This window comes from Kitasatospora sp. NPDC059408 (assembly GCF_042751525.1).
Lineage (GTDB): Bacteria > Actinomycetota > Actinomycetes > Streptomycetales > Streptomycetaceae > Kitasatospora.
Window position 1 is genome coordinate 104,021 of record NZ_JBHYWI010000014.1, and the last position, 24,619, is coordinate 128,639.

The 24,619-nt window shown below is 73.0% G+C and carries 24 protein-coding genes; 14 read left to right on the forward strand and 10 right to left on the reverse strand.

Going from position 1 to position 24,619, the window contains the following annotated elements; translation table 11 throughout:
* Positions 1–59 precede the first annotated feature (59 nt).
* Positions 60–860, reverse strand: a complete 801-nt coding sequence (locus tag ACFXDE_RS12495; protein WP_380439370.1) for an inositol monophosphatase family protein — start codon at positions 858–860, stop codon at positions 60–62.
* A 109-nt stretch (positions 861–969) separates the two neighbouring features.
* Here ACFXDE_RS12495 and ACFXDE_RS12500 point away from each other — a divergent pair, with 109 nt between their 5' ends.
* Positions 970–1,962, forward strand: a complete 993-nt coding sequence (locus ACFXDE_RS12500) for an Lrp/AsnC family transcriptional regulator (RefSeq protein ID WP_380493487.1) — start codon at positions 970–972, stop codon at positions 1,960–1,962.
* 93 nt (positions 1,963–2,055) lie between these two features.
* On the opposite strand, the gene ACFXDE_RS12505 is transcribed toward ACFXDE_RS12500, so the two are convergent.
* Together ACFXDE_RS12505 and ACFXDE_RS12510 are read right to left on the reverse strand one after the other, a co-directional pair.
* The gene (locus ACFXDE_RS12505) at positions 2,056–2,538 is read right to left on the reverse strand and encodes a DUF2269 family protein (RefSeq protein WP_380439374.1); all 483 of its coding nucleotides are present in this window, start codon (positions 2,536–2,538) and stop codon (positions 2,056–2,058) included.
* Between the two features lie 109 nt (positions 2,539–2,647).
* Complete coding sequence (locus tag ACFXDE_RS12510; protein WP_380493490.1) at positions 2,648–3,367, reverse strand: 4'-phosphopantetheinyl transferase family protein; 720 nt, start codon at positions 3,365–3,367, stop codon at positions 2,648–2,650.
* A gap of 251 nt (positions 3,368–3,618) precedes the next feature.
* Between ACFXDE_RS12510 and ACFXDE_RS12515 the strand changes: the two genes are divergently transcribed.
* Complete coding sequence (locus ACFXDE_RS12515; RefSeq protein ID WP_380493492.1) at positions 3,619–5,148, forward strand: choice-of-anchor A family protein; 1,530 nt, start codon at positions 3,619–3,621, stop codon at positions 5,146–5,148.
* A gap of 229 nt (positions 5,149–5,377) precedes the next feature.
* Here ACFXDE_RS12515 and kynU read toward each other — a convergent pair whose 3' ends face one another.
* Together kynU and ACFXDE_RS12525 are read right to left on the reverse strand one after the other, a co-directional pair.
* A complete protein-coding gene (gene kynU, locus ACFXDE_RS12520) occupies positions 5,378–6,628 on the reverse strand; it encodes a kynureninase (RefSeq protein ID WP_380439446.1) in 1,251 nt (416 codons plus the stop codon).
* 14 nt (positions 6,629–6,642) lie between these two features.
* Positions 6,643–7,473 (reverse strand): tryptophan 2,3-dioxygenase, encoded by an 831-nt coding sequence (locus tag ACFXDE_RS12525; RefSeq protein WP_380493494.1) that lies wholly within the window; start codon positions 7,471–7,473, stop codon positions 6,643–6,645.
* 238 nt (positions 7,474–7,711) lie between these two features.
* On the opposite strand from ACFXDE_RS12525, the gene ACFXDE_RS12530 reads away from it, so the two are divergent.
* Together ACFXDE_RS12530 and ACFXDE_RS12535 are read left to right on the forward strand one after the other, a co-directional pair.
* Positions 7,712–8,146, forward strand: a complete 435-nt coding sequence (locus ACFXDE_RS12530; RefSeq protein WP_380439382.1) for an Lrp/AsnC family transcriptional regulator — start codon at positions 7,712–7,714, stop codon at positions 8,144–8,146.
* A 115-nt stretch (positions 8,147–8,261) separates the two neighbouring features.
* Positions 8,262–8,801: an NADPH-dependent FMN reductase gene (locus ACFXDE_RS12535; protein WP_380493497.1), complete on the forward strand. Its 540-nt coding sequence runs from the start codon at positions 8,262–8,264 to the stop codon at positions 8,799–8,801.
* A gap of 58 nt (positions 8,802–8,859) precedes the next feature.
* On the opposite strand, the gene ACFXDE_RS12540 is transcribed toward ACFXDE_RS12535, so the two are convergent.
* Positions 8,860–9,489, reverse strand: a complete 630-nt coding sequence (locus ACFXDE_RS12540; protein ID WP_380493499.1) for a MarC family protein — start codon at positions 9,487–9,489, stop codon at positions 8,860–8,862.
* A gap of 149 nt (positions 9,490–9,638) precedes the next feature.
* Here ACFXDE_RS12540 and ACFXDE_RS12545 point away from each other — a divergent pair, with 149 nt between their 5' ends.
* The 3 genes from ACFXDE_RS12545 to ACFXDE_RS12555 all read left to right on the forward strand — a co-directional run bounded on the left by ACFXDE_RS12545 (position 9,639) and on the right by ACFXDE_RS12555 (position 13,115).
* Positions 9,639–10,199 carry a DoxX family protein gene (locus tag ACFXDE_RS12545; RefSeq protein ID WP_380439387.1) on the forward strand — a complete coding sequence of 187 codons (561 nt, stop codon included), beginning with the start codon at positions 9,639–9,641 and terminating at the stop codon, positions 10,197–10,199.
* A gap of 145 nt (positions 10,200–10,344) precedes the next feature.
* Entirely contained in the window at positions 10,345–10,965 is a 621-nt protein-coding gene (locus ACFXDE_RS12550) for a hypothetical protein (protein WP_380493501.1), read from the forward strand.
* A 317-nt stretch (positions 10,966–11,282) separates the two neighbouring features.
* Positions 11,283–13,115: a glycosyl hydrolase family 18 protein gene (locus ACFXDE_RS12555; RefSeq protein ID WP_380493503.1), complete on the forward strand. Its 1,833-nt coding sequence runs from the start codon at positions 11,283–11,285 to the stop codon at positions 13,113–13,115.
* A gap of 120 nt (positions 13,116–13,235) precedes the next feature.
* Here the strand turns inward: ACFXDE_RS12555 and ACFXDE_RS12560 are convergent, their stop codons facing one another.
* Positions 13,236–13,796 carry a MarR family winged helix-turn-helix transcriptional regulator gene (locus ACFXDE_RS12560; RefSeq protein ID WP_380493505.1) on the reverse strand — a complete coding sequence of 187 codons (561 nt, stop codon included), beginning with the start codon at positions 13,794–13,796 and terminating at the stop codon, positions 13,236–13,238.
* 160 nt (positions 13,797–13,956) lie between these two features.
* On the opposite strand from ACFXDE_RS12560, the gene ACFXDE_RS12565 reads away from it, so the two are divergent.
* The 4 genes from ACFXDE_RS12565 to ACFXDE_RS12580 all read left to right on the forward strand — a co-directional run bounded on the left by ACFXDE_RS12565 (position 13,957) and on the right by ACFXDE_RS12580 (position 18,652).
* On the forward strand, positions 13,957–15,249 hold the full coding sequence (locus ACFXDE_RS12565; RefSeq protein ID WP_380493507.1) for an MFS transporter: 1,293 nt from the start codon (positions 13,957–13,959) through the stop codon (positions 15,247–15,249).
* A gap of 170 nt (positions 15,250–15,419) precedes the next feature.
* Positions 15,420–17,036, forward strand: a complete 1,617-nt coding sequence (locus ACFXDE_RS12570; protein WP_380493509.1) for a dolichyl-phosphate-mannose--protein mannosyltransferase — start codon at positions 15,420–15,422, stop codon at positions 17,034–17,036.
* 56 nt (positions 17,037–17,092) lie between these two features.
* The gene (locus ACFXDE_RS12575) at positions 17,093–17,950 is read left to right on the forward strand and encodes an ABC transporter permease (protein WP_380439448.1); all 858 of its coding nucleotides are present in this window, start codon (positions 17,093–17,095) and stop codon (positions 17,948–17,950) included.
* A gap of 117 nt (positions 17,951–18,067) precedes the next feature.
* Complete coding sequence (locus ACFXDE_RS12580) at positions 18,068–18,652, forward strand: TMEM165/GDT1 family protein (RefSeq protein ID WP_380439397.1); 585 nt, start codon at positions 18,068–18,070, stop codon at positions 18,650–18,652.
* Positions 18,653–18,762: 110 nt separating this feature from the next.
* Here the strand turns inward: ACFXDE_RS12580 and ACFXDE_RS12585 are convergent, their stop codons facing one another.
* The gene (locus ACFXDE_RS12585; RefSeq protein ID WP_380493512.1) at positions 18,763–19,896 is read right to left on the reverse strand and encodes a peptidoglycan-binding domain-containing protein; all 1,134 of its coding nucleotides are present in this window, start codon (positions 19,894–19,896) and stop codon (positions 18,763–18,765) included.
* A gap of 333 nt (positions 19,897–20,229) precedes the next feature.
* Between ACFXDE_RS12585 and ACFXDE_RS12590 the strand changes: the two genes are divergently transcribed.
* Positions 20,230–22,323 carry an MFS transporter gene (locus ACFXDE_RS12590; RefSeq protein ID WP_380493514.1) on the forward strand — a complete coding sequence of 698 codons (2,094 nt, stop codon included), beginning with the start codon at positions 20,230–20,232 and terminating at the stop codon, positions 22,321–22,323.
* Position 22,324: 1 nt separating this feature from the next.
* Here the strand turns inward: ACFXDE_RS12590 and ACFXDE_RS12595 are convergent, their stop codons facing one another.
* Complete coding sequence (locus ACFXDE_RS12595; protein WP_380493516.1) at positions 22,325–22,801, reverse strand: MarR family winged helix-turn-helix transcriptional regulator; 477 nt, start codon at positions 22,799–22,801, stop codon at positions 22,325–22,327.
* Positions 22,802–22,863: 62 nt separating this feature from the next.
* Here ACFXDE_RS12595 and ACFXDE_RS12600 point away from each other — a divergent pair, with 62 nt between their 5' ends.
* The gene (locus ACFXDE_RS12600) at positions 22,864–23,274 is read left to right on the forward strand and encodes a cupin domain-containing protein (RefSeq protein WP_380493518.1); all 411 of its coding nucleotides are present in this window, start codon (positions 22,864–22,866) and stop codon (positions 23,272–23,274) included.
* Between the two features lie 41 nt (positions 23,275–23,315).
* A complete protein-coding gene (locus ACFXDE_RS12605; RefSeq protein WP_380493520.1) occupies positions 23,316–23,645 on the forward strand; it encodes an antibiotic biosynthesis monooxygenase family protein in 330 nt (109 codons plus the stop codon).
* A gap of 79 nt (positions 23,646–23,724) precedes the next feature.
* On the opposite strand, the gene ACFXDE_RS12610 is transcribed toward ACFXDE_RS12605, so the two are convergent.
* Entirely contained in the window at positions 23,725–24,369 is a 645-nt protein-coding gene (locus ACFXDE_RS12610) for a LysE family translocator (RefSeq protein ID WP_380493547.1), read from the reverse strand.
* Positions 24,370–24,619: the final 250 nt, after the last annotated feature.

Here is a 24,619-nt window from a genome sequence, read left to right on the forward strand (position 1 = left end):
CGCGTGCAGCAGGTCAGTCGACGTTCCGCAGCATCCGGACCACGTCCGCGCGCACCAGGTCAGTCGACGTTCCGCAGCACCCGGACCACGTCCGCGTGCAGTCCGGGCGCGGCGGCGAGGAACCCGTCGGACGCGGCCGTCCAGGCCGCCCCGGCGGTGTCCGTCACCGTCGCGCCCGCCTCGCTCGCGATCAGTGCGCCGGGCAGCAGGTTGGGCGCGTCGGCGCCGTACTCCCAGAACAGCGCGAGGTGCCCGGAGCCGACCTGAGCCACCTGGAGGGCGGTCGGACCGAGGTTGCGCACCGCGACGACGGCGCCGGCCATCGCGGTCAGCGACTCGCCCGCCCGGCGCAGGGCGACCGGGTCGCCGGCGGCGGTCGGCGGCTGGCTGGTCGCCGCGACGGCCGACCCCAGGGTGCGGGGCAGCGGCGCGATCGGCCGCCCGTCCAGGTGGGCGCCGCCGCCGAGCACGGCGCGGTAGGTCCGTCCACCGAGCAGCTCGGGCGCGTGGACCACGGCCAGCACGGCCCGGCCGTCCCGGACGAGCGTCGCGGTGACGGCCCAGTACGGCAGGCCGAGCAGGTACTGCACCGCGCCGTCGGTGGCGTCGCACAGCCACCACTCGCCCTCGGCCGGCACCGCGCCGTCGAACTCGTCGTCCAGCCAACCGGCGTCCGGGCGCAACGAGCCGAGCCGCTCCCGCAGTTCGGCTGCGGCGGGGCCGTCGATCTCGGCGAACCGCGCCACCGCCTCCTCGGCCGTCCGCGCCGGGGTCGGCTCGGTGGGCCGTCGCGCCACCAGCTTCGCGCCGACCTCGCGCACCGCGGCCTCCACACCCTCGGCCAGCGCCCACAGCTCCATCGTCGTACCCCACTCCTGGCCGGACCGTCCGGCCGCACAGGACAAGGAGTACCGTCGGACCGGATGAACAGGACGCTCAATGGGCTTGGAATGATGGAGATCGGACACCATGGACCTATCGACGGCTGATCCGGACAAGGCCCTCGACCTCCTCGACCGCCGGCTGGTCTGCGCGCTCCAGGTCGACGGCCGGGCCGAGACCGGCCGGATCGCCGAGGTGCTGGGCGTCTCCGCCCGGACGGTCACCCGCCGCCTGGCCAGGCTGCGCGGGGCCGGCGTGCTGCGGGTGGTGCGGATGCCGGACGTGGAGGACGCGGCCGTCGGCGCGCTGCTGCTGCGCGTGCGGGTGCTGCGCGGCACGGTGGACGCCATCGCGAAGGCGTTGGCCGACCGCCCGGACGTCCCGTTCGTCGACGTGATGCTCGGCGGCCAGGAGATCGGCGCCGTCATGCTGAGCGACGCCGGCGGCCGCGACCGCCTGCTGTACGGGCAGCTGCCCGCGACCGCCGCCGTCACCGAGACCACCACCCACGCCGTCCTGCACGCCTACGCGGACGCCGGGCAGTGGCAGGCCGGATACCTGGACGCGGACGAGGCCGCGGCGCTCGCCCGGCCCGTCGCACCGCGCCCGCGGACGCCCCCGCCGTCGGACGAGCTGGACCACGCGCTGCTGGCCCGGCTCACCGAGGACGCCCGGCAGTCGCACGCCGCCCTCGCCGAGGCCGTCGGCGCACCCGAATCGACCGTCCGCCGCCGCCTGCACCGCCTCGACGAGTCCGGGCTGCTGCGCACCCACGCGACCGTCGACCCCCGGCTGCTCGGCCTGGCCGTGGACGCCAACCTCTGGCTGGACGTGCCGCCCGGCCGGCTCGCCGAGACCGGCGCGGCCCTGGCCCGGCACCCGCACGTGCACGGGGTGCTCGCGACCAGCGGGCCGACGAACCTGATGGCCGCGGTGTTCTGCCGGGACCACGCGGGGCTCTACCGGTTCGTCACGGACACCCTCGGCCCGCTCGGGGTGACGCGCGCCGAGACGGCGATCGTCGCGCGCGCGGTGAAGCGGGCGGGCGTCCCGCTCCGGAGGCTCGGCCCACAGCGGTGACCGGGCCCACCGGGGTTTCACCAGCGTCCCGGCGTCCCAAGTGCCCAAGCACTCAGGCGCCCCAACGCCCCAACGCCCAAGCGCCTACCGGCCTCAGACGCCAGTGCTCGACCCCGGACGGATGACCATCAGCACCACGACGACCGCCCACAGCAGGTTGAAGACGCCGGCCGTCATCGGCAGCATCTTGAGGCCCTTCACGGCCTTGTCGCGCTGCTCGTCCCCGGTCTCCTGGGCGAGCGCGTCGACGGCGGCCTGCTGGCCGGGCAGCACGAAGAGCAGCAGCGAGAGCGCGGCGACCGCGGTCAGGACCATCGAGACGATCAGCCAGGACTGCCCGAGCACGTCCATCACCTGGGCCAGCCCGATGCCCAGCACCGGCACGGCCACCCCCAGCAGCGCGTAGACCTGGGTGATCCGGTGCAGGATCCGCAGCACGCCGGCGTCGGAGGCCTGGTCGGGCCCGCCCGCCAGCGCCGCCTTCGCACGGCGCGGGAACATGCTGACGGCCACCGCGACCGGGCCTATGAACAGGACCGACGCGAGGACGTGCAGGCTCAGCAGGAACTTGGCCATGGCGGGGACACCCTTAATCCGGCGGTGGGCAGCGATTCGGCGGGGCGGCCGCGGTCCGGCGCCCGACCAGGCACGCTAACACCGCTTACCCCGGCGCCCGCCGCGCGGGTCAGGCCCCGGCCGTCAGCTCCACGACCTGCGGCTCGGCGGTGCTGACCGCCGCCACCGCGGCGCCGTGCGCCGGGTCCGTCCAGTCGACGAAGTGCAGGTCCTGGTGGCGGCTGCGCAGCGGGCCGTCCGCCGGGACGGCCAGTGGCAGGTCGGAGAGGTCGACCGCCGCCAGCGTGTCCATGCTGGTCCGCCCGATCTTGATCAGCGACTCCTTGCGCACCCACAGCCGCAGGAAGGCCCGGTCCGGCTCCGGGGCCGCCCGCACCAGGGCGAGCTCGGCCGGTGCGAGCACCCGCTGCGCGACCTCGCCCAGGGAGCGCCCGCGCGCGGCGAGCTCGACGTCGACGCCGACGGGCTCGAAGCCGGCGGCCGCGGCGACCACGCCCCGGGTGTGCGAGAGGCTCACGTGCACGTCCGGGTGGTCCGGGAGGAACGGCTTGCCGTGGTCGGCCCGGCCGCAGTCGGGGCACTGCTGGGCGAGCGCGAGGCCGTCGGCCGGGACGCCGAGGAGCCGCGCGGCGCAGAGCCGGACCAGGAGGTGGCCGGCGGTGAAGTCGACCCGCCCGGTCTCCGTCCGGAAGCGTGCCGCGCGTTGCCGTTCGAGGTCCGTGAGCAGGTGCTCGCTCACCTCGGGGCGGCGCAGGACGGCCTCGGCGGAGGCGACGGCGACGAGCGGGGCGGGCCGGTCCTGGCGCCGGTCGTGGTCCTCGGTGGTCATGTCCCCAACCTAGGCCATGGGCCCGCGCCCCGGGGGCCGGTCGATCCGCTCGGCCGTTCGATGGACACCGGGATCGGATCCGAGGATCCACAGGGTATGAATAGTCCGATTTGTGACGTCACGTCGCGAATATGTGGGATCGCCAGGTAATCACCCGAAGATGGCAGGTTGAGCGACCTGCCGTTTTCCTTGTGTGGAGGAACGCGTCGATGGGTCAGGGCACCGGTACGCCGGATCACAGAACGACCGCCGTGAAGAGACCGCAGGCTCCCGGCCGCCGGGCCGTGCGGATCGCCGTCGCCACGGCCTTCGCCGCGGTGCCGATGGCCGCCGTGCTGTCGGTCGTTTCCGCCGCGCCGCTGGCGCCGCCGCTCGGCGCCTGCACCGGGCCCGACTGCCCGTCCACCTGGCCGCCGCCGAACAACGGCGACTTCACCGGCCGGGACGCCACGATCAACGTCTTCACCGGCGGCGACTACACCGTCAACGGCCGTGCCGCCGAGGCCGAGGGCAAGATCGTCACGCTCGGGGTCCTGACCCTCGACAAGAACGGGGGCGGCGTCTACAACATGGGCGTCGTGGGCGTCGGCTCACGCGTCGTGCCGCCCAACGGCAGCGACTTCGTCACCACCGGCGGCAACGTCGACGTGAAGAGCGGCAACTCGATCCTGATCGGCGGCAGCGACTCCCACGGTCCGGCTTTCGGCAACCTGCGCCACGCGGGCAGCGTCACCGGAACCGTCAGCATCGACCCGATCGGCGAGTCGATCCAGGACCCGAACGCGGCAGCGCCGTACCAGACGGTGCTCACCCAGATCGAGGAGGTCTCGGACTGCGTCGGGCGGGCCACCGCCACGGGCACCGTCGACGTCTCCTCCAGTCAGGCCACCTTCACCGGTGACGGCACCAGCACGAAGCAGGTCTTCAACGTCACCCGGAACCTCGCCTCGCCGACCGGCGGGCAGATCGGCCTGGTGTTCAACAACATCCCGGCCGGGGCCACCGTGGTGGTGAACATGCTCGGCGACAGCCCGGTCATCAACACCTACACGGGCACCGGCCTGGCCGGGGACCAGACCACCGACATGCGCTCGAAGCTGATGTACAACTTCCCGACCGCGACCACGGCGCAGATCCTCGGCAGCGCCCAGTTCCAGGGCTCTGTCCTGGCGGGCAACCCGGGCGGGACGACGACCATCGCCCAGGCGGGAATGAACGGCCGGGTGTACCTCGCGGGCAACCTGATCCACACCGGCACCGGTGGCTACGAGATCCACAGCTACCCGTTCGACGGGGACCTGCCGGAGTGCAAGACCTCGCCGAGCCCGTCGCCGTCGTCCAACTCGCCGTCCCCGTCTCCGACGAACTCGCCTTCGCCGACGAACTCCCCTTCGCCGACCAACTCGCCGTCCCCGACGAACTCCCCTTCGCCGACCAGCTCCCCGTCCCCGACGAACTCCCCGTCGCCGACCAACTCGCCGTCTCCGACCAGCTCCCCGTCCCCGACGAACTCCCCGTCGCCGTCCCCGACCGCGAGCACCACGTCGCCGTCGGCCACCACCACCTCGCCCTCGGCGAGTTCGTCCACCGCGGGCCCCGTGCCGACCAGCTGGCACCCGACCGGGCACGAGTCCAGCGGTCACCACCACCACGGTGGCGGTGAGCTGCCGTCGACAGGCGCGGGCAACGCCCCGTTCGTCCTCGGCGCCGCAGGCGTCGGCGCACTCGCCCTCGGCGGCCTCGCCGTGATGGTCGCCCGCCGCCGCGGCCGCCACAGCTGACCATCCCCACGGCACGACGGGCCGCCCGGTCACTCCCGACCGGGCGGCCCGAGCCGTGCCGGCGGCCGTCGGCGAGCGTACGAAGAGGCCGGAACGCGAGGGGCCGGCCACCGGTCGTGCGGTCAGCGTCCCGCGAGGAACCGGTCCATGGCCTTCGTCACTGCCCCACGACGCGGGCAGGGAGCGCCCGTTCCCGGCCGGATCCCCCGGCCGGGAAGCCCGGGCCCGGTCAGGTCACCTCGCCCCGGCGGGAGAACCGTTCCTGCCGCCACTCGCCGCTCTCCAGCACCTCCGCCAGCTGCTGCGCCGCGTCCCAGACGTCGACGTGGGACAGGTAGAGCGGGGTGAACCCGAAGCGCATCAGGTCCGGCGCGCGGAAGTCCCCGATCACGCCGCGCGCGATCAGCGCCTGCACCACCGGGTAGCCGTCGGCGAACCGCAGCGCGACCTGGCTGCCGCGCCGGGCGTGCTCGCGCGGGGTCGCCACCTCGATCCCGTCCAGGCCCTCGACCAGCGCGATGAACAGGTCGGTCAGCGCGAGGCTCTTCGCCCGCACGGCGGCCAGGTCGGCGCGCTCCCACACGTCCAGGCTGGCGCCCAGCGCGGCCTGGCCGAGCAGTGACGGCGAGCTGCACAGGAAGCGCCCGATGCCCTCCTTGGGGTCGTACCCGGGCTCGAACGCGAACGGCCGCGCGTGGCCGAACCAACCGCTCAGCGGCTGCACCGGACCGGCCGCCAGGTGCCGCTCGGCGACGTACAGGAAGGCCGGCGCGCCCGGGCCGCCGTTCAGGTACTTGTAGGTGCAGCCGATCGCGAAGTCCGCGCCCGAGGCGCCGAGTTCGACCGGCAGCGCGCCCACCGAGTGGCACACGTCCCAGATCATCAGCGCGCCCGCGGCCTGCACGCGCGCGGTGATCCCGGGCATGTCGAGCAGCTCGCCGGTGCGGTAGTCCACGTGGGACAGGACGACGGCGGCGACATCCCCGTCCAGGTGCGCGTCCAGCTCCTCCGGCCGGATCAGCACGCTGCGCGCGCCCTCGACCAGGCCGGTCACGCCCTCGGCGATGTAGAGGTCGGTCGGGAACGCCTCGGCGTCGCCGAGCACCGTGCCGCGCCCCGGGCGCAGCCGCAGCGCCGCCGAGAGCACCTTGAACAGGTTCACCGACGTGGTGTCGCAGACCGCGACCTCGTCCGCGCCGGCCCCGACCAGCGGTGCGATCCGGCGGCCGAGCGCGTACGGCTGCTCGAACCAGCCGGCGTCGTTCCAGCTGCGGATGAGGTCGCGGCCCCACTCCTCCTCGACCACCTGGCGCACCCGCTCGGGCGTGCGCACCGGCAGTGCGCCCAGCGAGTTCCCGTCCAGGTAGATCACCCCGTCCGGCAGCGCGAACTCCTTGCGGAACGCCGCCAGCGGGTCGACGGCGTCCAGCGCCGCGCACTCCTCGCGCGTGAGCGCACCCGTGATCTTGCCCGTGCCCATGTCCTGCCTCTCGCTCACATCTCGTCCCGGATGGACCACAGCTCCGGGAACACGTCCTGGTCGGCCGACTTGCGCAGCCAGGTCAGCCCGCTGGAGCCGCCCGAGCCGGGCTTGGCGCCCATCGTGCGGCGGACCGCGTTCAGGTGGCGCTGGCGCCACCGGGTGACCCGCTCGGCGACGTCCAGCAGCGCCTCGGCGAGCGGCTGGAGGCCGGCGAACTCCGGCTCGGTGTACACCCGGCGCCAGGCCGCCTCGACCTCGGGGGAGGCGTGGTGGCGCTGCTCGGACGGCAGGTGCGGGACGGTCAGTCCGCGGCGGGCGAGCACGGCCAGCGCGTCGTCGTACAGGCTGGGGGCGCGCAGCGCCTCGGCCAGCTCGTCGCGGGTGCGCGGCGCGTCCGCGTACATGTTCAGCAGCGCGGCGTTCTTGTTGCCGAGCAGGAACTCCAGGTGCAGGAACGCCGAGGACTGGAAGCCCGAGGCCTCGCCGAACAGCGCGCGGAAGGAGTTGAACTCCTGCGGTGTCATGGTGGCGAGCAGGTCCCAGGACTCGGTCAGCACGTCCTGGACGTGCGTGCCGCGCCGCAGGGCGGCGAGCGCCGCCGGCAGGTCGTCCTCGCGCAGCGCCTGCTGGGCGAGCGTCCACTCGTGCCGCAGCAGGTCGAACAGCAGCTCCATCACCTGCGTGGTGACGATGAACGACATCTCGGCCGGCGCCTTGCTGAGCGGGTGCTGCAGGCCGTGCAGCTCGTCCAGTCGCGCGTAGCGGGCGTACGGGGTCCCCCGACCCGGTTCCTCGCCCCCGACGAATGACAGGCTGGGCGTCTCCACCGTGTCGTGCCCCATCCCGATCCCTCCTGACGGCCGGGCACCACGGCCCGGGCCCGGTGACCAGACGGACGGCCTGGTTCCACCGGGGGCCCCATTGTGCGGCGGTGTCGGCCCCGGATTGAATGGCCTCCGGGTACCGCAACGGGCCCTCGGGCTGTTGTTCGCGAGGCGTTGCGCCGATTCCCTTTACGATCGGCAAGACCGCCGATTCCAGCCACTCGCACGCCACGTGCACAGCACTCCGGGAGCCGCCATGGACGCCGTCGACCGCCGCCTGCTGGCCGAGCTCCAGGCCGACGCCAGGCTCTCGTACAACGAACTCTCCCGCCGGGTGAGCCTGTCCGCACCCGCGGTGGCCGAACGGGTCCGCCGGCTGGAGGCGGACGGCGTGATCACCGGCTACCACGCCCACGTGGACCTTCCCCGCGCCGGGCTGCCGATCACCGCACTGGTCCAGATCCAGTGCTACGGCCCGCGCTGCGTGCTGCGCGACCCGGAGGTGGCGAACTGGCCCGAGGTGCTCCAACTGCACCGGGTCACCGGCGGGGCCTGCTGCGTGCTGCTGGTCGCGGCGCCCACGATGGCCGAGTTCGAGCGGCTGTGCGACCGGCTCGGCGGCTACGGCCAGCCGTCGAGCTCGATGATCCTCTCCAGCCCGGTGCCGTGGCGCACGGTCGTCGTGCCGTGACTCCCGTGACTCCCGTGATGCCCATGGCTCCCGTGATGCCCATGGCTCCCGTGACTCCCGTGGCCGTGGGGAAAACCCCTCCCCGGTCCCGGGACCGGGGAGTAGGTTCCTCGGCATGCCGAACGAGCGTCACATCCTGCTTCTGACCGGGAGCCTCCGCGCCGGATCCTCCAACGAGACGGTGCTGCGGACGGCCGAGGCCCTCGCCGCCGGGGCCCCGGGCCTGCGCGCCACCTACTTCGAGGGGCTGGCCGACCTCCCGCACTTCAACCCCGACCACGACACCGATCCGCTGCCGGAGGCGGTGGCCGCGCTGCGCGCCGCGGTCGAGGCCGCCGACGCGCTGCTGATCTGCACGCCGGAGTACGCGGGCACGCTGCCCGGTTCGTTCAAGAACCTGCTGGACTGGACGGTCGGCGGGGTCGAGATCTCCGACAAGCCGGCGGCCTGGATCAACTGCGCCGCCCCCGGCCGCGGCGAGGGCGCCGAGGCCACCCTGCGCGCCGTCCTCGGCTACACCGGCGCGGCTGTCGTGGACGAGGCCTGTGTCCGGATCCCGCTGGACCGCGGCGCGGTCGGTGCGGACGGCCTGATCGCCGACCCGCTGGTGCGGGAGCGGATCGGTGAGGTGCTGACCCGCCTCGCCGCGGCCTGACGACGCGGCCGGCCGGGCCCGGCGCCCTTCAAGGGCCCCCAGTGCCCCTCAGTGCCCCTCAGTGCCCCTCGGCGATGTGCACGCCGAGCCCGGCCAGGCCGTTCAGGAACAGCTCGACGCCCACCGCCGCCAGCAGCAGTCCGAGCAGCCGGGACAGCACCTCCAGCGAGGTGCGGTGGGTGCGCCGCATCAGCGGGGCGAGCAGCGCCACGGCGACGTAGTTGATCACCACGACGGCCACGTAGGCCCCGGCGACGGTGGTCCGCCAGCCCCAGTCGTCCTTGGTGAGCGAGGCGACCAGGACGGCGCTGACGGCGAGCGGGCTGGCGATGTACGGCAGCAGGAGCTCGCGGAAGCCGTCCAGCATCGGGTTCGGCAGGTGCTCGTCGTCCTCGCCCTCGCCGAGGTGCACCCCGAAGACCAGCGCGACGGCGTAGATGAAGAAGATCGTCCCGCCGGCGAGCTGCAGCGACTGGTCGCTGATGTGGAACAGCGTCGTGACCTCGTCCGCGCTGAAGCCCAGCACCAGGCCGATCACGGCCGAGACGACCGTGCTCCAGGCGGCGAGCCGCCGCAGTTCCCTGGTGGTCCGGGTGGGGGCCAGCCGGGCGAAGGACAGCAGCACCTTCGGCGGTCCGACGACGGCGAAGAAGGTGATGAAGGCGCTGGACAGGTTGAAGACGAACATCCGCTCAGCATGACCGCGGGGTCCGCCGGGGGCCGCGGTCCGTTCCCGGTCGGCGGCTGATTCGCCCGGATGGCGGTCCCGGCTCGAACGGGTGCGCGGTCTCGGGTCCCATGGACGGAGGACCACCACCGCGGGAACGAGGTTGCGACATGTGTCTGAACCGTAGGGACCTGGGCCTGCTGGCCCTGCGCGGCGCGGTCGGCGGGGTGCTGATCGCGCACGGCACCCAGAAGCTGTTCGGCTGGTTCGGCGGCGGCGGCCTGGAGGGCACCACCAAGGCGATGGAGGGCATGGGCTTCCACCCGGCCAGGGAGAGCGCGATCGCGGCCGGCCTCGGCGAGGCGGGCGGCGGCGCACTGCTGGTGGCGGGCCTGGCCACGCCGGCGGCCGGCGCGGTGGTGGCCGGCACGATGGCCGGCGCCGTGGCGGTGCACGCCCCGGCCGGCTTCTTCATGACCTCCGGCGGCTACGAGTACCCGGCGTTCCTCGGCGCGACCGGGCTGGCGCTGGGCCTGGCCGGCCCGGGCCGGTACTCGCTCGACCACGTGACCGGCCACGCCTTCGACCGGCCGTGGGTCGGCGTGCTGGCCTTCGTCGCGAGCGCCGCGTCCGCGTACGGCGTGGTGGCCCGGCGCCGGCACGTCGTGCGGCTGCGCGAGGAGCGGGCGGCGGTGGAGGCGGACGAGCAGGAGGGCTCGGGCCTGTCCTGACGTTGCCACCCTGACGTCGCCGCCCGCCCGGCTCACCCGGAGGCACCGCCCCGCTGGCGGCTCCGCCCGGGGCCTCGGAGGGTGGGCCGGGAGGCGTGCCGGGCGGCCCGGGCGCCGGAGGACACCAGAAGGGACGGGACCGCCCATGGACCGCCAGCCGCTCACCCGGGTCATCCGGGTCACCCGCAGGGTCCCCGCGCAGCTGCCGGACGCCCCGCTGCTGCGCCGCCGACGCCGCGCCGTGGCCGGGGTGTTGGCCACCGTGGTGGTCGCGGGTGCGGTGCTGGCGGGGTGCTCGTCGGGCAAGAGCCCGAGCAGTGCGGTGTCCTCGGCCGCCGGCGAGATCGAGAAGGGCGTCTCGGCCGCGGCGTCGGCCGCCTCGGCGCTGGCCTCGGCGGCCGGCGGGGCCGGTTCGGCGCTCTCGTCGGCGCAGGCGCAGGCCTCGGCGGCGTTCTCGGCGGCCTCGTCCGCCGTGGCGGGGATCAAGGGCGGGCTGGACGCCAAGGCCGACGTCGCGGTGGGGGCGGTGACGACCGGTTCGGACGGCAGGGCGCAGGCGCAGCTGACGGTGACCAACCACGGGCAGCAGTCCTACCGGTACGTGATCCAGGTCGATTTCACGGACGGATCCGGCCAGGTGCAGGACGCGACGGCGGTGACCCTGGACGACGTGGCCTCCGGGCAGGGCGCCCAGGCCACCGCGAGGAGCAACCGGGACCTGTCCGGGACGATCAAGGCCGTCGTGGCGAACGCCGTCCGCTACTGATGCGCAGGTCGCCGGGGGTGCCCGTGGGGGAGGCGAACCTTAAGCGCGGGTCAAGGCCCGACGGCCCCTCTTGACGGGCGAGTTGGTCTAGTCCATTTTTATTGCCCAGGTGCAGGGAGCCCCTGAACCGGCGTCAGCGGCCGTACGGCCGCCGGCGCCGGTTCGGCACATCCCGGTGTCCGTCACGGCCTGATCCCGCTCGACCCCCTTTCCCGCTCGATTCCCTTCCTCGATCTGTCATGCCCCGGTCGTCCGGCCCCACCCCGGACGGCGTCCCCGGGGCGGACGGAACCCCCACACCCAGGAGTCACGCACCCATGCTGCGCTCACGCATTGAAAGGGCCGGGACCCCGGCTCAGGAAGGCGTCCGCCGTCGGCGCCCGAAGAGCCTGGCCGCGATCGCGGCCGGCACCACCGCCTCCCTGCTGCTCGGCGCGGGCCTCGCCCTCACCGGCGGCGCCGCGGCCAACGCCGCGACCACCAACTCCACCGGCGCGCCCGCCACCAGCGGCGGCATCAAGGTCGCCTACTTCGACCAGTGGTCGATCTACGCGAACGGGTACTACCCGAAGACGATCCAGGACACCGGCGTGGCCGGGAAGCTGGACTACCTGATCTACGACTTCGCCAACATCAACCCGACCGACCTGGGCTGTTTCGAGGCCACCAAGGCCGCGGACACGAACGACAACAACCCCAACGCGGGTGACGGCGCGGGCGACGCGTTCGCCGACTACCAGAAGAGCTTCGGCGCCGACATCTCGGTCGACGGCGTCGGCGACGTCTGGAACCAGGGGATCGCGGGCAACTTCAACCAGCTGAAGAAGCTGAAGGCGAAGAACCCGAAGCTCAAGGTCCTGATCTCGCTGGGCGGTTGGACCTACTCCAAGTACTTCTCGTCGGCGGCCGCCACGGACGCCTCGCGCAAGCACCTGGTCTCGTCCTGCCTCGACATGTTCATCAAGGGCAACCTCCCGAGCGAGGCCGGCTACGGCGGCCCGGGCTCGGCGGCCGGCGTCTTCGACGGCGTCGACATCGACTGGGAGTACCCGGGCGGCGGCGGCCACACCGGCAACATCTCCAGCCCGGCCGACAAGCAGAACTACACCCTGCTGCTGCAGGAGTTCCGCAACCAGCTGGACGCGCAGGGCAAGGCCGACAACAAGACCTATGCCCTGTCGGCGGCGGTCGGCGCCGGCCAGGACAAGATCATGAACGTCGAGACCGACAAGATCGGCCAGTACCTCACGTTCCTCGACGTCATGACCTACGACATGCACGGCGGCTGGGACGCCCAGGGCCCGACCAACCACCAGGCCCCGCTCTACTCCGGCCCGAACGACCCGATGACCCCGGCCAAGCCGGGCCACGGCAAGTACTCGATCGACAACGCCGTCAAGGCGTGGACGGTCGGCGACCCGGACTACGGCATCCCCGGCGGCTTCCCCGCCAACAAGATCAACATGGGTGTGCCGTTCTACTACCGCGGCTGGACCGGCGTCCCGAACAACGGCCAGAACGGCCTGTTCCAGCCCGCCGCCAACCCCGCCGCCGGCGCCGCGATGTCCGGCAACGTCCCCGGCATCCAGATGTACAAGGAGCTCACGGGCTTCGTCGACAACCCGTCCAAGACCTTCTGGGACGACGCCGCGAAGGCCACGTACTTCTACGACGGCACCACCTTCTGGAGCGGTGAGGACGCCCGGTCGATCCAGGCCAAGCTCGACTACGCCCACTGCAACGGCCTCGGCGGCTCCTTCGCCTTCTCGCTGTACGACCTGGGGACCAACACCTCCCTGTTCGACACGATGGCGAACGCCACCAACGGCTCGGCCGCGGCCTGCCCGGCCCCGCCGACCGGCACCCCGACCTCCACCGCCACCCCGACCCAGACCCCGACCGGCACCCCCACCGGCACGCCGACCGGGACCCCCACGGGCACGCCGACCGGTACGCCGACCGGCACCCCCACCGGCACGCCGGTCACCTGCCCGGCCGCCCCGAGCTGGGACCCGAACGCCACCTACGCGGCCGGCGGCACCAAGGTCTCCTGGAAGGGCCACTACTACACCAACAAGTGGTGGACCAAGGGCGAGGACCCGACCCAGAGCGGCCAGTGGGGCGTCTGGACCGACAACGGCCCCTGCTGACGCCCGGGCCCGATCCCGAGAACGGCTGAGGGCCTGACGGACCCCGCACCGAAACCGAAAGACGTCCGGCCCGCCGGGGGAGACCACTCCCTTGGCGGGCCGGAGCCATGTGCGGGGCCGCTACGCGGGGTCCGCGGCGCGCCCGGGTGCGTCCGGCCGGCTCTCCTCGATGCGCCGCAGCATCCGGGCCAGCAGGGCCGACAGGACGGCCCGCTCCTCGCCCGCGATGTCCTGGAGCAGTTCCTCCTCGAACACCGCCGCCATCCGCATCGACTCCAGCCACTTGTCGCGGCCGTTCTCGGTCAGCTCGATGATCACCCGGACCCGGTTGGACTCGTCCCGTTCCCGGGTGACGAGGTCCTCGGCCACCATCCGGTCGATCCGGTGCGTCATCGCCGCCGGGGTGAGCCCGAGCCGCTTGGCCAGCTCGCCCGGTCCCAGCCGGTAGGGGCTGCCGGAGACCACCAGGGCCTTCAGCACCTCCCACTCCGCGGACGTGATCCCCAGCACAGTCAGCTGCCGGTCGTAGGCCACCCCCATCCGCCGCGAGACCCGGTTCAGGGTCTGCACGATGGTCTCCACCTGCGGGTCCACCGTGGGGAACTCCCGCTGGTAGACGGCCACCTGCTCGGCGATGCCGAGCTCCCTGGGCTTGGCCGGAGCGGGCTTGTCCGTAGTCATGCGGACCAGTGTCGCACGGGGGCGTGCATCTCTTAAGCCTTTGACTCCACACTCTTCTGGTGCTAAGACTTTATCTCGTCAAACTTTAGCTCTGAAATCTTCTGGACTTAAGAGTATCCAGTCGAATCTCCAAGAAGGGGTGTGCACGGTGACCGGCACGGTGAAGCAGCAGAGGCAGCAGCGACGCGGGGCGGGCGGCCCGCTGCGCCGCGTCCAGATCGGCAACGCGCTCAGCGCGTTCGGCAGCGGGTTCACGATGCCGTACATGTTCGTGTACGTGGACCAGGTGCGCGGGCTCGGCTCGCTGGCGGCCGGGATGGTGTTCACCGTCTTCGCGCTCGCGGCGCTCGCCGTCCTGCCGTTCACCGGCCGCGGCATCGACAAGTACGGTCCCCGGCCCGTCCTGCTGGCCGGCACCGCGCTCGCCGCCACCGGCGCGTTCGCCTTCGGGCACGCCACCGGCACCCCCGCCCTGCTGGTCTCCTCGTTCCTGTTCGGCGCGGGCGTCACCACCTGCCAGCCGGCGCTCGCCACGATGATCGTCCGCTGCTCCACCGCGGCGACCCGGGCGCACGCCTTCGCGCTGCAGTTCACCCTGGTCAACCTGGGCATGGGCATCGGCGCGCTGGTCGGCGGGCAGATCGTGAACGTGGCCGACCCGGCCAGCCTCACCCGGCTGTTCACCATCGAGGCGGCGACCTTCCTCGGCCTCGCCCTGGTCACCGGCACCGCCCGGATGCCCAAGGTCCAGCTGACCGCCGTCCACGGCAAGACCGAAGGCCCGACCGGCCTGCGCGCCCTGGTCGCCGACAAGGCGATGGTGCGGCTCTGCGTCCTCGCCGGGCTGATCTTCTTCACCTGCTACGGCCAGTTCGAGTCCGGCGTCGCGGCCTTCGCCACCGACACCGTCGGCACCGCGCCCTCCACCCTGGGCTTCGCGATCGGCGCCAACGCGCTGACCATCGTCGTCCTGCAGATGTTCATGGTGCGGATCACCGCGCGCCGCCGCCGCACCACCGCCATGGCCGCGGCCGGCGTGGTCTGGCTCGGCGCCTGGACGATGGCCCTCGTGGCCGGCCTGATCCGGACCGAGGCCATGGCCGCCACGGTCGCGATCGTCTCGATCTACGCCCTGTTCGGCGTCGGCGAGTCGCTGCTCGCGCCCACCATGGGCCCGATCGTCGCCGACCTCGCCCCGGCCCGGCTGCTCGGCACCTACAACGCCGGCTACGCCCTGGTGAAGCAGATCGCGATCGCGGTCGGCCCGGCCGTCGGCGTGCTGCTGGTCGGCTCCGGCACCTGGCCGCTCTACCTCGCGGCCATGGCGGGCTCCACCCTGCTGATCGTCGCCCTGGCCCTGCGGCTGCGCCCGCACCTCACGCCGGAGCAGGACAACGCGGCCCCGGCCGTCGTCCACGCGATCCCCGTCCGGGAGCTCCAGACGGCCGCCTGAGCGGGCCCGACGAACACCGCGCGCACGGGCGCCGACCGGGTCACCCGGGCGGCGCCCGTCGCGCTTGGCTTCGCGACCACCGCCACATAGTGTCAGTGCCTGTCGACCGCCCGGCCCCGGCCGGCACGGCGGTCACTGGCACAGCGGTACACCGGCGAATCGGCGAGGCAATGACGCAAGCGGCGCTCACGCACCCCCCGGCGGCACCGGCCCCGGACCCCGGACCGGCCCCGCGCGGGCCGCTGGTCGCGGCGGCCGACCGGGCCGCGTGGTTCGGCTGGCTCGGGCCGATCGGCGTCGCGCTCTTCGCCGGCCTGCTGCGGTTCTGGAACCTCGGCTACCCCAACGCCTTCGTCTTCGACGAGACGTACTACCCCAAGGACGCCTGGTCGCTGCTCAAGCAGGGCTACGAGGGCAGCTGGCCGGACCACGCCAACGCCGACGTCCTGGCCGTCCCGCAGGGCGTCCCGCTCACCAACGCCCCGGAGTTCGTCGCCCACCCGCCGCTGGGCAAGTGGGTGATCGCCGTCGGCGAGCAGCTCTTCGGACTGCACCCCTTCGGCTGGCGGTTCATGACCGCCCTGCTCGGCACCGTCACCGTGCTCATGCTCGCCCGGATCGGCCGCCGCCTCTTCGGCTCCACCCTGATCGGCTGCACCGCCGCCCTCCTGATGGCCGTCGACGGCCTCCAGCTGGTGATGAGCCGGGTCGGCCTGCTCGACGGCGTCCAGATGTTCTTCGTCCTCGCCGCGTTCGGCAGCCTGCTGATCGACCGCGACCACGTGCGCGCCCGGCTGGCCGGCGTCACCGACGGCGACACCGTCCGGCTCGGCCTGCGGCCCTGGCGGATCGCCGCCGGCGTGTTCGTCGGCTCCGCCGCCGCGGTCAAGTGGAACGGCGTCATGGTCCTCGCCGCCTTCGGCATCCTGACCGTCCTGTGGGACCAGTCCGGCCGCCGCGCCGCCGGCGCCCGCCGCCCCTGGCGCTCGATGCTGCGCCGGGACGCCGTCCCCGCCTTCCTCGCCATGGTCGGCTCCGCGGTCGTCGTCTACGTCGGCGCCTGGAGCGGCTGGCTGGCCAACGGTGCCAACGGCGGCGGCGGGTACGACCGGCACTGGGCGGACGACCGCGCCGGGCTCTCGCCGGACAGCGTCCTCGGCGTCCCGCTGCCGCAGGTCTCGATGAGCTGGGTGCCCGCGCCGCTGCGCAGCCTGTGGCACTACCACTCGCAGATGTACGACTTCAACACCGGGCTGAGCACCCCGCACACCTACCAGTCCAACCCGTTCAGCTGGCTGGTCATGGGCCGCCCGGTCTCCATGTACTGGGAGCAGGTCCCGATCGGCACCCGGGGCTGCACCACGCCCGGCGGCTGCTCGGCGCAGATCCTCGGGCTCGGCACGCCGCTGCTCTGGTGGACGGCCTGCTTCGCGCTCGTCTACCTGCTGTGGCGCTGGTTCTTCCGGCGCGACTGGCGCTCGGGCGCCGTGCTGTGCGCGGTGGCCGCGATCTACCTGCCCTGGTTCCAGTACCAGGAGCGGACGGTCTTCTCCTTCTACATGGTCGTGCTGGTGCCGTTCCTGTGCCTGGCCGTCGCCCAGATGCTCGGCGCGATCCTCGGCCCGGCCGGCAGCACCCCCGAGCGGCGGCGGATCGGCGCGGCGGCGGCCGGGCTGATCGTGCTCGCGATCGTCGGGTGCTTCGCCTTCTTCTACCCGCTCTACACGGCGGAGGTGATCCCGTTGACGTCCTGGCAGGACCGGATGTGGTTCACCAGCTGGATCTGAGCCCGTTGACCGGACGGTCCTGGGCGGGCTCCGCGCTCGCCGCGTCGGGCGGACAACTGCTGCCCGTCACCCCGGTGCTCGGGGTGGTGGCCGCCGTCCTGCTGCTGGCCGCCGTCGCGGTGGCCGGGTGGGGCCTGCTGGGGCACGGGCACGCGGTGCTGCGGGCCGGGCTGCGGGCGGTGGTGCAGCTGGCGGCCGTCGCCGCGGTGATCACCTGGGTGGTCGGCTCCCTGTGGTGGTCGGCGCTGTTCGTGCTGCTGATGTTCACCGTCGCGGTGCGCACCGCCGGGCGGCGGATGACCCCGGGGCCGGGCTGGGTGTGGGCGGCGGCCCCGATCGGCGCCGGGGTGCTGCCGGTGCTCGTCCTGCTGCTGGCCGTCGGACTGCTGCCGCCGAAGGGCCTGTCCGTCATCCCGGTCGCGGGGATCCTGATCGGTGGCGGGCTCACCGCCACCTCGCTCGCCGGGCGGCGCGCCCTGGACGAGCTCCGGCAGCGGCGCGGCGAGGTGGAGGCGGCGCTGGCGCTCGGCTTCGAGGAGCGCGACGCCCGGCTGGAGATCTGCCGGACGGCCGCCGCGACCTCGCTCGTCCCCGCCCTGGACCAGACGCGGACGGTCGGCCTGGTGACGCTCCCCGGCGCCTTCGTCGGCATGCTGCTCGGCGGGTCCTCCCCGGTGCAGGCCGGCGCGGTCCAACTGTTCGTGCTGGTCGGCCTGTTGGCGGTGGAGGCGGCCGCCGTCGTGGTGGTCCTGGAGCTGGTCGGGCGCGGGCTGGTGACGGCGGCCGACCTCCCGCCGGGTGGGGAGCCCGCCCGGCGTCGGGTAACCTGGACGGCGTTGAAGGGGAGTAGCCCTCCACCGGACCGTCGACATACTGGCCCCCACGGGCCCGGCGCCCGGGGCACGCGGTCGTGAGACCGGTGCCGGCGAGACCTTCGGCCGCAGTGCTGTGACCGTTTCCAGTGCTGTCGGGCCGAGGCGTCCCCTGACGGAGCTGCCGCGGACCGGCGGCCCGACCGAGGGATTCCTCCGATGAGTGTGACCGTAGCCGCGTTGACGTTCGGCATCATCTTCCTGGCCGAGCTGCCGGACAAGACCGCCCTGGCCAGCCTGGTCCTCGGCACGAAGTACCGTGCGAGCTACGTCTTCGCCGGCATCGCCGCCGCCTTCGCCGTCCAGGTGGGCATCGCCCTGGTGGCCGGGCACCTGCTCTCGCTCCTGCCGCACCGCTGGGTCGAGGGCGTCACCGGCGCGCTGTTCCTGGCCGGCGCCGCGATGCTGCTCTTCCACGGTGGCGGCGACGATGATGAGCACGCCGCCAAGGAGCCGTCCTCCAGCAGCTTCTGGAAGGTGGCCGGGGCGAGCTTCGTGGTCGTCGCGGTGGCCGAGTTCGGCGACCTGACCCAGATCATGACCGCCAACCTGGCCGCCAAGTACGCCGATCCGCTGGCCGTCGGCATCGGCTCCTGGCTGGCGCTGTGCGCGGTCGGCGGGATCGCGATCGTGGGCGGGCAGAAGCTGCTGAAGCACGTGCCGATGAAGCTGATCGTCCGCGTCGCGGCGGCGATCATGGTGGTGCTGGCGGGCGTCAGCATCGTCGGGGCCGTCACGGGCTGACGCGCCGGCCCGTTCCGGCTCTCCGGGGCGGGATCGGCTCGCCCTTAGCGGGGGGCGGATCGGCTCGCCCTTAGCGGGGGGCGGATCGGCTCGCCCTTACCGGGAACGGATCAGCAGCCGGGGTCCGCGGCGAGGGCGGCCTGGGTCTTGGGACCGTAGACGCCGTTCTCGCCCTTGATCCGGTTGTCGTGCTGGTAGCTGATCAGCACCGACTGCGTCCAGTAGTCGAAGGTGCCGGTGACGATCGACTTGTCGACGAATCCGCACTCGGCGGCGTAGAGCTGCTGCTGCATCGCCTTGACGTCGGCGCCGGCCATCCCGAGCTGCAGGAGACGCGGCGTGGGGGTCGGGGTCGGCGTCGGGGTGGGCGTGGGTGTCGGAGTGGGGGTCGGCGTCGGCGTCGGGGTGGGCGTCGGCGTCGGGGTCGGGGTGTGGGACGGGGTGGGCGTCGGCGTCCTCGTCGGGCTCGGCTTGGCCGTCCGGGTGGCCGTCGGGCTCGGGGTGTCGCTCGTCGGCGCCGCGGCGCTCGGCTGCGGGGCGGGATCGGTGGTCGGGTCCGCCGGCGCGGGGGCGAGCGACGTGGGCGCGGGCAGTGCCTTCTGCGCCGGCGGCGACGAGGGCGTCACGGCGTACGCGAGGCCGACGGTGAGCGCCAGCAGGCCCGCGCCGGCGCCAGCGATCAGCAGCTTGTGCCGGGCGAGCGGACTCTGCTCGGCCTGCTCGGCGGCCCTCCGCGCGGCCCGTCCGGCGACGGGGGCGGCTTCCGGGCCGGGCTCGGGTGCGGGGTTGTCGAACGGGAAGTAGCCGAGGTCGTCCCCGGGCGGGACGGGCTGGACGGGCGGGACAGGCGGCATCGCGGTGGTCGCGTAGCCGTCCTGGGCGTACGCGTCGGGCGCGTACCCGTCCGGCGCGTACCCGTCCGGGGCGGCGCCGGGGACGGGCGGCAGCACGGTGGTGGCGTACGCGTCCGCGTCGGGCCCGAGCGGCGGCACGGGCGGGTGCGCGGCCATGGGTGCGGCTGCCGGAGAGCTGTGCGGCGCGGCGGTGTGCGACGGGGTGTGCGGCGCTGCGGCGTGCGGCGGCTCCTCCGCGACCTGGCCGGCCGCCTGCGGCACGTACGGGCGGACCAGCGGCGGGCCCTCGACGTGCGGGAGGACGGCGGTCTCGTCGAGACTCCGGTCCGGGAGGCAGCCGCACCCGGCGGTGCGTGCGGTGCCGCACGTCGGGCAGTGCTGGTCCGGCATGGGCCGGCCCTCCTCGGATCTCGGTTCGCGGTTCTCGTGCTCTCTGGCGCGCGGCCGGGCGGTCCCGGGTCGCACGATCGGGCCTGATTATGCAGGACGTCCCGGAGGGTGGACAGGGCCGTCCGGCCGTCCGCGGTGGGGTTGTGCCGGTTGGTGGTGGTTGGCACCAGGTGAACGGTCCGTGTTCGGTTGACAGGTGGGGCGCTTACGTTCGGCTCAATCAGGCGGCACAAAGCAGGGCAATTCTGACAGCATGGTGGCTGGGAGTGATCATCCGCCCGGGCCATCCGCTCCCGCCCGGCCCGCGACCCCACGCAGACGCCAGGAGGCGCCATGACGGACCCGCCGGACCCTCGGGACCCTCCCGCGGCCTTCGGCCGGAGCCCGGCGCCCGAGCCCGGCCCGCCGGCGGTCACCGTCCCCAACCTCTGGGTGCCGATCGGCGCCCTGCTGCTGGCGATGCTGCTCGCCGCGCTCGACCAGACCATCGTCTCCACCGCGCTGCCCACGATCGTCAGCGACCTCGGCGGCCTGGAACACCTGTCCTGGGTGGTCACCGCCTACATGCTCGCCTCGACCGCGGCCACCCCGCTCTGGGGCAAGCTCGGCGACATGTACGGCCGGAAGCGGTTCTTCCAGGCCTCCATCGTCATCTTCCTGCTCGGCTCGGTGCTCTGCGGAATCGCCCAGGACATGGGCGAGTTGATCGCCTTCCGGGCGCTCCAGGGCCTCGGCGGCGGCGGGTTGATGGTGCTGTCGCAGGCGATCGTCGGCGACCTCGTCTCGCCCCGCGACCGCGGCAAGTACCAGGGCCTGTTCGGCGCCGTGTTCGGCGTGACGAGCGTGCTCGGGCCGCTGCTGGGCGGCCTGTTCGTCGACAACCTCAGCTGGCGCTGGGTCTTCTACATCAACCTGCCGATCGGCGTGGTCGCCTTGGTCGTCATCGCGGCGGTGCTGCACGGTCTTGAGGTCAAGCGCGAGCACCGGATCGACTACCTCGGCACCGCGCTGATCGCCTCCGTCGCGACCTGCCTCGTGCTGATGACCTCGCTCGGCGGCACCACGTGGGCGTGGAGCTCCTGGCAGATCGTCGGGCTCGGCGTGCTGGGGCTCGTCCTGCTCGTCGCCTTCGTTCAGGTCGAGCGGACGGCGCAGGAGCCCGTCCTGCCGCTGCGGCTGTTCCGCTCACGGACGTTCAGCCTGGTCGCGGTGATCTCCTTCGTCGTCGGCTTCGCGATGTTCGGCGCACTCACCTACCTGCCGACCTTCCTCCAGGTCGTCATGCAGGTCTCGCCGACCATGTCCGGCATCCACATGCTGCCGATGGTGCTCGGCATGCTGGCCACCTCGATCGGCTCCGGCCAGATCGTCGCCCGCACCGGGCACTACCGGGTCTTCCCGATCGCCGGGACGGCCGTCACCACCGTCGGCCTGCTGCTCCTCTCCCGGCTCGACGAGCACACCGGCACGGGGGAGATGAGCCTGTACTTCCTCGTCTTCGGCCTCGGGCTGGGCCTGGTGATGCAGGTGCTGGTGCTGATCGTGCAGAACTCGGTCGGCTACCAGGACCTCGGCGTCGCCACCGCGGGCGCGACCTTCTTCCGCTCCATCGGCGCCTCGTTCGGCGTCTCCATCTTCGGGACGGTCTTCGCGAGCGGCCTGAAGTCCCGGCTCGCGGACGCGCTGCGGGGCGTGCCGCTGCCGCCCGGCTTCCGTCCCGACGCGATCACCTCCGACCCGCGCGTCGTCAGCCGCCTGCCGGCCGCCGTCCAGACGGCCGTCCACCACGCGTACGCCGAATCGATCACCCGCGTGTTCCTGTACGCGGTGCCCGTCGCGGTGGTCGCCTTCGTGCTGTCGCTGTTCCTGCGCGAGCAGACGCTGCGCACCACCGTGACGGCACCGGACCTGAGCGAGTCCATCGGCCTCAACCCGGTGGAACGCTCCTCGCTGGACGAAATCGCCCGCGCCCTCTCGGTGTTGAGCACCCGAGAGGCCCGGCGCGACCTGTTCCGCCGGATCACCGCCACCGCCAGCCTGGACCTGCTGCCCGCCTCCAGCTGGCTGCTCCTCCAGATGCACCAGCACGGCTCCGCCGAGCCGGCCGAGCTCGCCGAACGCCGGGTCGTGCCGATCGCCGTCATCGAGGCGGCGGCCCGCGAGGTCGAGAGCCGCGGGCTGGCCTCGCGCCACGGCGGACTGCCGCTGCGGCTCACCGAGCCGGGGGAGCAGGCCGCGCTGAAACTCGTCGCGGCCCGGCGCACCCAGCTCTCCGAACTGCTGGGCGACTGGGACGAGAAGCAGTACGCCGACCTCGCCGACCTGCTCACCCGGCTCAGCTCCGGCCTCTGCGCCGACCCGCGTGACCGCCCCGACCCGGTGGGCGGCCTGGAGCCGCCGTACCGGGGCGAGGGCCGCTCGTTCTGATTCACGGTGCTCCGAACCAGCGCGGGGTGTCGAGCCGGAAGGGGTCGCCGGGCGCGAGCAGTCGCAAGTCCTTCTCCATCTGCCGGAGGTGCTCCTCGCCGAGGGTGGCGGACCACTGGGCGCGCAGCTCGTCGAAGATCCGGGCCGAACGGGCGAGGCAGTCCACCCCGCGCGCGGTGAGGCGGACGACCTTGCGGCGGGCGTCGGCGGGGTCGCTGCCGCGCTCGACGTAGCCGAGCTGCTCCAGGTTTTCGACGGTCTTCCCGGCGGCCTGCTTGGACACGCCGAGGCGGCGGCCGAGCTCGACGGCGGTGGTGCCGTGCGGCCCGATCGCCTGGAACACGAAGCCGTGCATCGGCCGCACGTCGGGATGTCCTTCGCGGGCCAGGCGCTCGTGTAGCTCGTCGATGATCGTCCGGAAGGCGAGCAGGAGGCGCAGCGGCAGCTCGAAGCCGGGCGGGGCGGGTTCGCTTGACACGATAGACAACCTCATTGACCATATAGACAACGACATTGTCCATCTTAGGGGGTTCCATCGCCATGCCCGTGATCCGTCACGCCGACGCGCGCCGCACCGAGACGCCGAACGCCGTCATGACCACCTACGCCTCGCCGACCCAGGGCTCAACTGCCCTTGCGATGTGGCATGTCGACATGGGCGCCGGGAAGCAGGGGCCGCTGCACGCCATGGACGTCGAGCAGATCTGGACGCTCCTGAGCGGCTCCGCCGTCGTTTCTCTCGCCGGTGAAGCGCTTTCCCTCTTCGCCGGGGACACCGTCGCCCTCCCGGCCGGTGCGGCCCGCCAGATCTCGACCGACGACGGCTTCACCGCCATCGTGGCCTCACCTTCACCCGCCCACGCCTACAACCCCGACGCCGTCACCCCGGAGGGAGCCTGCGGGATGGCGCCGAAGGGCGACGAGCGGGTGCTCCCGCCGTGGATCGCGTGAGGTGTAGGAGACTTCTCGAAGCACCCGAGAGAAGGAGCAGCATGTCCGTCGTCAAGATCAACGTCCTGACCGTCCCCGCCGAGCAGCGCGAGGTGCTGGAGCAGCGCTTCGCCTCCCGCGCCGGCGCGGTGGAGAACTCCGACGGCTTCGAGTGGTTCGAGCTCCTGCGCCCGGTCGAGGGCACCGACCAGTACCTGGTCTACACCCGCTGGCGCAGCGAGGAGGACTTCAAGGCCTGGATGGAGGGCCCGATGCAGGCCGCCCACCGCGGCGGCGGCGCCGAGGGTGGCGAGGCCCCGAAGCGCCCGGCCGCGTCCGGCTCCACGCTGTGGTCCTTCGAGGTCGTTCAGTCGGCGGGCCCGAAGGCCTGAGTGGTCGTTGAACGAACGGCGCGCCCCGAGCTCTCGGGGCGCGCCGCTTCGCTGCGGGAAGAAGGTTCGTGGGCCGAGGTCAAGCCCGCGCGCGGGCGGGTACCTCCCGGGCGAGGACGAGCGCGGCGGCACCGAGAAGGCTCCCGGTGATCCGGCGCTGCCACGTGGCCCATGCCGGGCGGCTCTTGAGCAGGCCGGCGATCGACCCGGCCGCGAGCACGATCAGCCCGTTCACGGTGAGGCCCACCGCGATCTGTACGGCGCCGAGGGCGAACCCTTGGGCCGTGGTGTGGCCGCGAGCGGGATCGATGAACTGCGGGATGAGCGCGAGGTACAGGATGGCGACCTTCGGGTTGAGCAGGTTGGTGATCAGCCCCATCCGCAGCAGCCTCCAGTGCGAATCGCGCTGAAGGCCGCGTGGCTCGAACAACCCGCGGCCTCCCTGCCTGAGCGTCTGCCAGGCCAGGAAGGCGAGGTAGGCCGCGCCGGCGGCCTTGAAGCCGATGTACAGCCATGGGACGGCAACGAAGACCACCGCCAACCCCAGGTTGGCCAAAGTCATGTACACAAGGAAGCCAACGGCAGTCCCGACCAGCGAGACAAGCCCGGCCGCGCGGCCCTGGCTGACGCTCCGGGACACCAGGTACACCATGTTCGGGCCCGGCGTCAGCGCCATTCCCAGTTCGACCAGGGCCATTCCGCCGGCTGCCGCCGATGAGATCATCACACGCGCCACGATGTCAGACGCGGCGCACCGGGCGTCACCCGGCATCCGACCAGCGGTGCTCCAGGCGGGGCGGGGGCGCGCACCTTGGGCCGGGTCGAAACGCTGCATCCGGGGCAGTTCGGTCACAACGGTGCCCCTCGGTTCACCGAGGGGCACCGGAACAAATGCCCGGGAGGTTGCTTGTTCCTGGGCGTCCCGGCCGGGTGGGCGGGCCGCCCCAGGGCCATCAAACGGTAGCGCCGGGGGA